The 10077-nt window shown below is 50.9% G+C and carries 9 protein-coding genes; 4 read left to right on the top strand and 5 right to left on the bottom strand.

Translation table 11 applies throughout. The annotated features are described in order from the left end of the window. Positions 1-473 precede the first annotated feature (473 nt). Positions 474-791: a hypothetical protein gene (locus tag AC0QH1_RS02705; protein WP_324629265.1), complete on the bottom strand. Its 318-nt coding sequence runs from the start codon at positions 789-791 to the stop codon at positions 474-476. On the opposite strand from AC0QH1_RS02705, the gene aroC reads away from it, so the two are divergent. The 3 genes from aroC to AC0QH1_RS02690 all read left to right on the top strand — a co-directional run bounded on the left by aroC (position 771) and on the right by AC0QH1_RS02690 (position 4160). Continuing rightward, positions 771-1862 (top strand): chorismate synthase, encoded by a 1092-nt coding sequence (gene aroC, locus AC0QH1_RS02700; RefSeq protein WP_324629263.1) that lies wholly within the window; start codon positions 771-773, stop codon positions 1860-1862. The genes AC0QH1_RS02705 and aroC overlap by 21 nt on opposite strands. 131 nt (positions 1863-1993) lie before the next feature. Continuing rightward, a complete protein-coding gene (locus tag AC0QH1_RS02695; protein ID WP_324629261.1) occupies positions 1994-2881 on the top strand; it encodes an MBL fold metallo-hydrolase in 888 nt (295 codons plus the stop codon). Between the two features lie 376 nt (positions 2882-3257). Continuing rightward, complete coding sequence (locus tag AC0QH1_RS02690) at positions 3258-4160, top strand: RDD family protein (protein ID WP_324629259.1); 903 nt, start codon at positions 3258-3260, stop codon at positions 4158-4160. 332 nt (positions 4161-4492) lie between these two features. Here AC0QH1_RS02690 and AC0QH1_RS02685 read toward each other — a convergent pair whose 3' ends face one another. Continuing rightward, positions 4493-5272 (bottom strand): HAD-IIB family hydrolase, encoded by a 780-nt coding sequence (locus tag AC0QH1_RS02685; RefSeq protein WP_324629258.1) that lies wholly within the window; start codon positions 5270-5272, stop codon positions 4493-4495. A 653-nt stretch (positions 5273-5925) separates the two neighbouring features. Here AC0QH1_RS02685 and AC0QH1_RS02680 point away from each other — a divergent pair. Further along, positions 5926-6819 (top strand): hypothetical protein, encoded by an 894-nt coding sequence (locus tag AC0QH1_RS02680; protein WP_324629257.1) that lies wholly within the window; start codon positions 5926-5928, stop codon positions 6817-6819. A gap of 102 nt (positions 6820-6921) precedes the next feature. On the opposite strand, the gene AC0QH1_RS02675 is transcribed toward AC0QH1_RS02680, so the two are convergent. From AC0QH1_RS02675 to AC0QH1_RS02665, 3 genes are all read right to left on the bottom strand, one after another. After that, positions 6922-7659, bottom strand: a complete 738-nt coding sequence (locus AC0QH1_RS02675) for a DevA family ABC transporter ATP-binding protein (protein ID WP_324629256.1) — start codon at positions 7657-7659, stop codon at positions 6922-6924. Between the two features lie 12 nt (positions 7660-7671). Continuing rightward, entirely contained in the window at positions 7672-8829 is a 1158-nt protein-coding gene (gene devC, locus AC0QH1_RS02670) for an ABC transporter permease DevC (protein WP_324629253.1), read from the bottom strand. Positions 8830-8877: 48 nt separating this feature from the next. Continuing rightward, positions 8878-10077 (bottom strand): HlyD family efflux transporter periplasmic adaptor subunit (locus tag AC0QH1_RS02665; protein ID WP_324629251.1); only part of this gene is annotated, 1200 nt, incomplete at its 5' end.

The following is a 10077-nucleotide window of genomic DNA, read 5'->3' as shown; positions in this document are numbered from 1 at the left end:
AGGGTGCGTGACCCCCGTTACCCAATCTTTAGTCACACCCCACAATCAAATCCGGGGGTCACGCACCGCACCCAATCTGCTTTGAGCCACTACTGCAAACCATTCATCCGATCGCCATTGCCGATCGCACAAATCGCCCCGTCAAAGTCTTCTCAATTTGCAGCGGCACATTTAGTTGTAATCAGGCATTGGATTTCCGAACGGGTATAATCCGCATAATAGCAAAGTGCTGCTAAGGGTTAGTTTGCGCCACGCGGTAGGGTTATGGGTCCGTGAGCATCAGGTTTTCTCGATAGTGTAATAGATGAGAGGGAAAAAGGAACTAGGGAGCATCAGGGAGAAAATGGGGGTGCGATAAAATCATCGGGGTGGGAGGGTCTCGATCGCACCCCAAGCAGCATTTTAAATTATTTATATACAAGAGTTGATGGGTAATTGTTGAGAATTGATGGGTGATATTGTGGGGAATTTTGCTAAATTGGCGGCGAAGTAAAGCGAGCGATCGCATTCTTAATTTCGCCGGGTTTGATGGATCTTAACCAGGGCGATCGCCTGGAAAAAGACCTAGAGATGACTCCCACTGCACTGGGGCGATAAAATAGTCGGCATCGGGGGACTTTACCTTGGGCGTGGCTGACATTTTGCCACTGGGGAAGGGTCGGGCTATAACAGTGGGGTATGATATCAGAGGTGGGGGAATTGAAGCGATCGCGAATCCGGTGCAACCGATGAAATAAAATAGAAGTTCTCAGACCTGTTAGGCATAAATCATGGGGAACACGTTCGGTCATTTGTTTCGAATCACCACCTTTGGCGAATCCCACGGTGGCGGGGTTGGCGTTATTGTGGATGGATGCCCACCGCAGCTAGAGATTTCCGCCGCCGAGATTCAAGTAGAACTCGACAGGCGACGTCCCGGGCAAAGTAAAATTACCACGCCGCGCCGGGAAACGGACACTTGCGAAATCCTGTCCGGGGTGTTTGAAGGCAAAACCCTGGGCACTCCGATTTCGATTGCGGTCCGCAACAAGGATGCCCGCCCGCAGGATTATAGCGAAATGGCGGAAAAATATCGTCCCTCTCATGCAGATGCCACTTACGATGCCAAATATGGGATTCGCAACTGGCAAGGAGGGGGCAGATCCTCGGCGCGGGAGACGATTGGTAGAGTCGCTGCAGGGGCGATCGCCAAAAAAATCCTGAAGCAAGTCGCCAATGTGGAAATCATTGGCTATGTTAGAAGAATCCAGCATCTAGAAGCAGACATCGACCCCAACACCATCACCCTCGAAGCAGTGGAAAGCAATATGGTTCGCTGTCCCGATGCGGAATGTGCCGATCGCATGGTCGAACTCATCGATCGCCTGCGCCGGGAAGGAGATTCCATTGGCGGGGTGGTGGAATGCGTGGCGCGCCAGGTTCCCAAAGGGTTGGGGTCCCCGGTATTTGACAAGCTAGAAGCGGATCTGGCAAAAGCTGTCATGTCTCTTCCCGCTAGCAAAGGATTTGAAATTGGATCCGGTTTTGCGGGCACCACCCTCACCGGTAGCGAACACAATGACGAATTCTATCGGGACGAAAGCGGCGAAATCCGCACGGTGACGAACCGATCCGGGGGCATTCAAGGGGGCATTTCTAATGGGGAAAATATCATCCTGCGCGTTGCCTTTAAGCCAACTGCTACAATTCGCAAAGAGCAGCGCACGGTAACTCGCTCTGGGGAACCGACCACTTTATCCGCTAAAGGACGGCACGACCCCTGCGTTTTACCCCGAGCGGTGCCAATGGTCGAAGCAATGGTCGCCCTGGTGCTGTGCGATCATCTGTTGCGCCATCAGGGTCAACTGGGCACGCTAAAGTAGCACATCGGCGATCGCAGCTCATGCCTCCAAATCGGCAATTGAGGGCGTTACCACTACAGCGCGATCGCCTACTCAATTCCCCGATACCATAGTAGTCAACCTGAGCCAATCTAAGCAACCTAAAAGCCAGTATGGAGACCAACCCTTCCTCTGATTTTGTGGTCCGCTTCTGGGGTGTGCGCGGCAGTGTTCCCGCCCCCGGAATGGACACCATTCGCTACGGCGGCAATACCTCCTGTGTGGAAATGCGCGTGGATGGCAAACGCCTAATTTTTGACGGTGGTACGGGATTGCAGGTCCTCGGTCGCACCCTGCAACCACAAATGCCAATCACAGCATACATGTTTTTTACCCACTACCACTGGGACCACATCCAAGGATTTCCTTTCTTTACCCCGGCGTTTATTCGCGGCAATAACCTTTACATTCATGGGGCAGTCCCCCCCGATTCGGAATCGATGCAGCAACATTTCTTAGAACGAGTTCTGCATCCTAATTCTCCGGTTCCTCTTGCCGGAATGCAGGCGAATCTCAAGTTTTCCGAAATTATCTGCGGCGAACCTTTTACTCTCGATGGGATTAGCATCGAAACCGGGCGACTGAATCATCCCAATAGCGCAATGGGATATCGCGTCACTTGCCAGGGTCATTCGGTGTTTTACTGTACCGATACCGAACATTTACCCGATCGCTTTGACGAAACCGTGCTGCACCTCGCCCGGGATGCAGACCTGTTCATCTACGATGCCATGTACACCGATGAGGAATATCATAACCCCAAATCTCCGAAGGTCGGCTGGGGTCATTCCACTTGGCAAGAAGCAGTGAAAGTGGCCAAAGAAGCCGGTGTGAAAAAGTTGGTGATTTTCCATCACGATCCGATCCACAATGATGACTTCCTCGATGGCATTGAGCAACAGGTAAAACAAGCGTTTCCCAATTCGATTCTCGCCCGCGAGGGTCTGGAAGTGGATGTATGCCACCCTACCGTTCCGGCAACCGTACAAACGCCGGTCTAGCGATCGCCCACGGCGCTTGCCCAATGCCCACTCTTCCCTGCCCTCGGGGTCGTCTTCGCTTATCCCATCATTATCATATGGCAAAACCTGCCAGTTTTCTGGCCAAAATTCCCTCGCTTCGCACCCTGAGTGGGGGAATTTCTTTGCTGTGTCGCCTCCGAGGGCGCGATCGCCCCTGCCCTAATCACCCATTCAATGCAAATTCAGTGGTAAGATGCGATCGCTTCTTCACCGCACGGCGCAATGACTCTGACATTGCCCAAACTGCACGCCCTCTCCATGCACAACATCTCTTGTGGCGATCGCGCCTTTCTTTGGATTCTGGTCTATCTATGGCATGATGTTAAAAATGTCTCTCAATCTATCCCTCGAACTTATGACAAATTCCTCTCGCCAAAGTGCATTTCCCAGTTTATTGCGAAGGATAATTTCTGCCATAGTAGACTTTTTACTGATTGGAATCATTTGGTTTCCCTTGGGATTGAGCTTTCGATTCTTGCCCACCTTTGAGGGCGAAACGGTTACGATTGTCGTCCGCAATCTCTCTAACCTGTTCTTGCTCTATATATTTTTTTTGGCTTATTTCACCCTCGGGGAAGGCATCCTCGCTACGACTTTGGGTAAGTTTATTTTTGGCCTAGAAGTGGTCAGCATGCGGGGTCGCAAACCTACGTTCGCTCAGGGGTTGATTAGAAATATTTTTAAGCCCCTGGATTTGCTCCTGTTACTCGCCCCTTTGTTGCTATCTGCAAAACACCAAACCTTGGGCGATCGCTATGCCAAAACCCTGGTGGTGAAAAAAAACTTCCCAGTTCCGGGCATCGTTGCTGAAGATAGGTACCTGAGGACTTTTAAAAAGATTGTCGCCGTCTTTTTATTAATCCTCAGTGGAGCTTTTTTAGCCGTTTCTTTTTATTTTCTAAATAACTATCTCCCCGAAATAACCGCCGCAAACCAAGCCATTGCTACTTATTTTATGCGAGTCGAAAAAGGCTATGAATTAAACAGAAATTTCCGGGCAGCTTACGAAACTGCATCGAGTCAGTTGCGCGAAGAAGTGACGTTGGAACAATATCAGCAACGGTTGGCAAGCAATCCCATTTTACCTTTAGCTTTGGAAAAGCCGGGAGAAATTAACTTTTATCAGTGGGAATTTATCGGGAAAGACAATTTAATCGTTACCGGAACAATTGACAACCAATACCGCATGGAAGTTGAACTGCATAAAGAAAACAAACAATGGAAGTTTGTGTCGGGAAATGTGACGGTGGAAAATTAATCAATTCCCCGCGTCAAAGTTGCCTTTGGATTCAGTGCGTTTTCCCTGGGTGACAGGGGGAACGCAACCTACAGATTGAATAATATTTTTGCTTTTTATTTGCAATTTTTAGCCGGGAAATTGTTGCCCGAACCCCTTGACAAAACGATGGGCAGAGGGTAGAATGAAGCCATAGGTGCAGGCAGGACTGTTAAGCAATGCATTGATTGCGTGGGGCAACCTGCACGATGGAATAGAGATTTAGGGAAGAGGGGATTGCCTCTGACAAGGCGATGAAGGGAGTGGGGTGGGCAATGCCCACCCAAGGTGATGCAGTCAGGGCGGAGGGGGAGTTATTGACGCTGTTGCTGAAGAATCAAACTGGCTAATTCGCAAAATCCTTCCGCTTCGGGTTTGGCGGTGATGTAGGCGGGGTGATGGGTGAGCCGATCGCCGTATTCGGCAATATTAGCAACGCCCACCGACAGGGGAAACAAGTCGGGGTCGAAGAGGGTTTCGTCATTGGGACTATCCCCCACCGTCAGCACCTGCGCCGCCGAATACTGGGGGAAATAGCCGCGCAATAACTGTAGCAAGGCGATCGCCTTTCCCTGAGACTGGGGTTTGATGTGACATTGCACGGAACTGTAGGTGAATCCCCACCCCATTTCCTCGCAGAGGCGATTTAACTGTTGCAAGTCCTCTGGGGTTAAACCTTCTATATCAAAAGTCCAATCCGTAATTCTAAAGCGATTGTCCGAGGTTTCGCGCAATTGGGGAAAATGAGACTGGAGGCGCTTGAAGGTAGAAGCGAGATGCTGGCGGTGAGTCTCCACATCCGCCACGGTGGCGAGCAACACCGGATCCCCAGTCCCGGGATAGAACAAACCGCCATTTTCCGCGATCGCCCCCACCACCGGCAAATAACTCACCAACCCATTCACCCAACCTGCCGATCGCCCGGTGACGATCGCCACCGCCACACCTGCGGCGGCTAAATCTTCTAAAGCTTTGAGCAAACTGGCGGTAAATTTACCCTCCAGAGTCAGGGTGCCATCCATATCCGCCGCCACCAGACCCACCGTTTTAAACGCCGAGTTTGCCAAAACTTTAGATAACGGTAAAGACTTCATAAATTCTCCTCGAATCGATTCTCAGCACGCTACCCCTTACTATAGACTTAACCTGACATGAACCCACCCCAGTCCTCGATTGATGCATCCGGGAATGAAAACCGGGAGTTTCCCCGGGGCTGTCCCCGACGGATCCCAGGGGGAAATTCAAGGAATTTGCATCCAAGGCAAGTGGTGGTTGCCCTTTTGTTAGGGCACCGTTAAGGTAAGGGGAGAGAAGTTAACCGTTGAGCTGGGGCACTCTAAGAGAAGAGACCCATCGTCCCCGAAGCGGTATGTTCTGTAATCGTCCGGAGTGTAGAACAGATGCGAAACTCTGCCTCCCATCAGTGCCATACCCCACCAGGAAAACTCAATTGATGTTCGGTGAAGCACCCACGCCGGTTCGCCGTCAAGCTGCAAGCTTAGCTAGGATAGAGTAGGGGTGTAAATAGGGGCGAATATTGCTGAGTGGATGACCCTTAGCGGCAAAAACGCTAGTGACAGAGGGTTTTCGCCAAAGCGAGGCCAAATGCTGCCCCGAGCTCCAATTGATTAGCGACCCCCGGGGGTCTCCTCCCAGGGAAGAAAAATCCAGCGCTCTAACGGACTTACACCACCCGCAGTTTGAGGGGAATTATAAAAATAAAATGCAGTCGTACCAGGGAAAGTCTATGTCAAAACCGATTATTCTGGTTCAACCCACGTTAGCGCAAGCCCAGGGAGCAAACGAGTCGCCTTTGCCCGATATTGCGGCAGATAAACTGTGGATGGGTGCGTCCGGGGCACTGTTACTCTTGCTGATTGGGTCGCTTGTATTTTCTAAAGTGCAATTGGACAAGCTCAACAAAAAGATAAAGTTTGATGAATTTAAAAATCGAGAGCTGCAAAAGAAGCTAAAAATGGCGCTCGAGACGATTACCAAAATGGAAAAAAATCCCGACTTGCTTCACTCGCGGGAGTTTAATCTGGACTATCTGCGAATGAGGATGGAAGAGGAGAACTTCCACTTTGCGATCGTCAATCAAATCAAAGTGAAAGTCAAGGAGAAAATTTCGGTGGCCCTGCGTCCGAATGCGGAAAACCGAGGGACGGGACGGCAAGTGGATGAAATTTTCGATGTGGACTATCAAATTGGAGAAATTGCCAAGTCCGGGAGAAGGGTGCTTTTCCGGATTCAAATTAAGCTGACGAAGCTACCGACCCAAGCTACCTCGAAAACCATTAGCCAAATTATTGACTGTTTGGAAACCTATTTGAGTGCCAGAGACGATCACGATACCTGGCAACCCACCATTCAAGGGCGGGTGGCTTATATCCACTGGGATCAAAAAGCCAAACCGACGCCGTTGTTGGTTCTGGAACAATCGAATGAAGGGGTTAACGTTACCTTCCGCACCACCACCACTCGTCGCGCGTCTACGGCGAACCAAAGCCAGAAAGCTACTGCCGGTCAAATGACCTCGATGACCAATATGACCACCAGGCGGACCAAAACCACCGGCAAGACAAGAACCTCGCGCGGATCGAGAACTTCTGGCGGGTCGAAAAGTCGGCGGAGTCGTTAAGTGAAGGAGTGCGAAAATCCCGAGGCGCGAGTGCTTCGGCGTGGGTAGAAGATTTCAGCCGATTGGAGGATTGGTTTTATGAGAGGCAAGCTGTTGTTTTGGTTAGGAGTTATAGGGGTGGGCATCTGCAATGTTAGGGAAATTTGGGGCAATGCTTGAATGGGGAGCCAGTTGTCCATCTTCCATGTGAATGATGCGATCGGCGATATCGAGGATGCGGTTGTCGTGGGTGACGAGCAAAATGGTACAACCTTGTTCTTTCGCCAGACGCTGCATCAATTCCACCACTTCTCGACCGGATTTGCTATCGAGTGCTGCAGTGGGTTCGTCGGCTAAAACGAGTTTTGGATGACTGACTAAGGCGCGGGCGATCGCCACCCGTTGTTTTTGCCCCCCAGACAGGTTTTCTGGATAATAATCCACCCACTCTCTTAACCCCACCGCTGCTAACATCGCCGCCGCTTTTTCCCCTAAATTCTCCCCGGCGAATTCTTCATGCAAATCCAGGGACATCTGCACATTTTGCCGCGCCGTTAAGCATTTCAGGAGATTGTGCGCTTGGAAAATATAGCCAATGTCGCGCCGCACTTGCACTAACTGCGCTTTCGTTGCCCCACACAATTGCTGCCCAAATACTTTTAAACTGCCCGCTTGGGCGGACCGCAAACCCCCGAGAAGGGTGAGCAAGGTGGTTTTTCCCGACCCGGATGGCCCGGTCATCAAGACGATTTCTCCCGGATAGATTTGCAAATCTACCTGAAACAAAACCTGTTTTTGCAACGCACCTTTGCCAAAATAATAGTTGAGATTTTTAATATCTATTATGGGTTGAACAGTCATCACGCCTCGATTTTAAAAGATATCGGCAGGGTCAGCCGCTTGCAACTTCCGCAGGGCGATCGCTCCGGATATCGCGCACATCAAAATGGTTAAAATCAATACCATTACTGCCCGAAACAAGGTCATCCCCATTGGCAAACTGGTTGCAGTTCGGGTTAAATTATATAACACAAATGTCGCCAAACAAAACCCTGGCACGTACCCTAATAACGCTAAAATTAAAGCCTCTTGCCCCACCAACGCCACGAAATACATTTCCCGATATCCCATCGCCTTCAAGGTGGCATATTCCGGCAAATGATCCGCTACATCCGTGTACAAAATCTGATAGACAATCACAATCCCGACAATAAATCCCATTGCGGTGCCCAAACTAAACACAAACCCAATCGCCGTACTATTCGCCCAATAATTCCTTTCCCGGGCGATAAATTCCTGATGGGTTAAAACTATCACATCTTGGGGCAAATAACTTTGTAACCTGGCTTTTACCGCCCCCTTATTGGCTCCAGATTTTAACTGAATTAATCCCACATCGATTTCCCCTAAATTGCGATCGGGAAATATCCGCAAAAAATTTAACTCGCTGGTAATGAGATTACCATCCGCGCCAAACGATGCGCCGAGACTAAATAAGCCGCGCACTTCCACGCGACGTCCGGCAATTTCGGTCTCTACGGTGTTTTCTTCGCGATAAAGCTGGGGAATCGGCCCAAATTCATCCCGCGAGAGTCGGTCGAATAACACCACATCGGGCAGTTTGAGTACAACTCGCGCGTCATTGACTTCGGATAAATTAAAGGCAGATTTTGCCGGGTCGAAGCCCAAAACTAAAATCGAACGGTCATTTTTTTCCACGGGATTTTTCCAATTAATCAATCCCAAATATAACGGAGCGATGGATTCTACCTGTTCGAGGGCAAGGGTTTGGTACAAGCGACGCCAAGAAAAGGGCTGCATGGAAATCAACGCTTTGGACTGAGGATTGATTAATACTAAATCCGCTTTCAGATTTTGGTGCATTCGGGTAGAACTGTTGAGCAGGGCGGCTTGAAATCCGAGCTGCATAAACATTAAAATATCGGCGAAGCCAATGCCGGCCAAGGCGACGAATAAGCGGCTTTTTTCTCGGGACAGTTGCAACCAAGCTAAGGGAATTTTGCGGAACATGATGAGCTAGGGATAGGGTTTTCCGACACAGATGGAGGGGATTTGGGATTAATTATTTGCCTTCCCGGTGGCAATGGTGACTTGGACTTGTAAGTTGGTTAAATTGGCGACGCGCTGGGAGTCTTCTGGGTGGAGGCGGATGTGGACTTCCACCACGCGCACATCCACATCGGCGGTGGGGTCGGTGTCGAGGACGTCTTTTTTGCCGATTTGCACGCCGATGCGTTCGACGCGACCTTGCAATTCTCCCTCAAAGGCATCGCTGGTAATGGTAGCGCGCTGACCGAGACGCACGCGCTGGATGTCGGTTTCATAGACTTCGGCGATCGCATACATTTGCTCGGTTTGGCCGATTTCCACAATCCCGTTGTCGCCGATGGTTTCCCCGGGACGGGTGTGAACCTCCATCACCCGACCGGCCACCGGCGATCGCACGTAAGCCTCTTCTAGCCTCGCCTGAGCTTCTTCCACCTGCGCTAACGCCCGGTCTACCTCTGCTTTGGCGGCTTGCACGTCCACGGTTCTCACCTCTGCAAGACTCTGTAATGTGGATTCTGCCTCCTTAATCTGCTGTTCTCCCGTGGCTTGAATCCGTACGCGCGCTACTCTGGCCTCATTAAGCTCCTCTAAGCCGGTTTTTTCCAGTTGTTCGCGCTTGACGCGCGCTTCGCGCAGTTGTTCGGCACCGGTATCTTGCAGTTTTGTCAGGGTGACTTGCTCTTCGCTGAGTTGCGATCGCCCGGTGCGCTGGATGCGGGTCAGATTGGCTCGCGCTTCTGTGATTTGCTCTTGCTTGGTGGTTTCAATCTCCCTGAGATTGGCGATCGCTTCTTTCAGTTGCTCCTCCCCCGTCTCCTGCAGTTTCCGCAACCGGACTTGCGCTTCTTCAATCTCCTTGCTACCGGCGCGCTGTAGCTTGGTGAGGGTGGTCCGTGCGGCTTCAATCTCCTGACGACCGGTTTGTTGGATTTCTGCCAACACCGCCTCCGCCTCTTTCATCTGTTGAAATACCGTCTCTACCGCCAGTCGTTTGCTGTCAAATAACGACTCGCTAATTGCCCCGGCTGCAAATAACTGCTCGTGACGCCGATATTCAACCCCGGCATTTGCCAATTCCGCCCGGAGGCGAGTCAGGGTGGCTTGCTGAGCCTCTACTTTCCGCTGTAATTCCGCTTGCAGGCGGTTTACCGTGGCTTGCTGAGCCTCTACATCTCCGCGCACCTGGGCTTGCAGGCGGTTTACCGTGGC

The organism is Phormidium sp. CCY1219 (assembly GCF_055795085.1).
The sequence above is the reverse complement of the archived record's forward strand: the minus strand, read 5'-3'. Positions and strand labels throughout refer to the sequence as shown.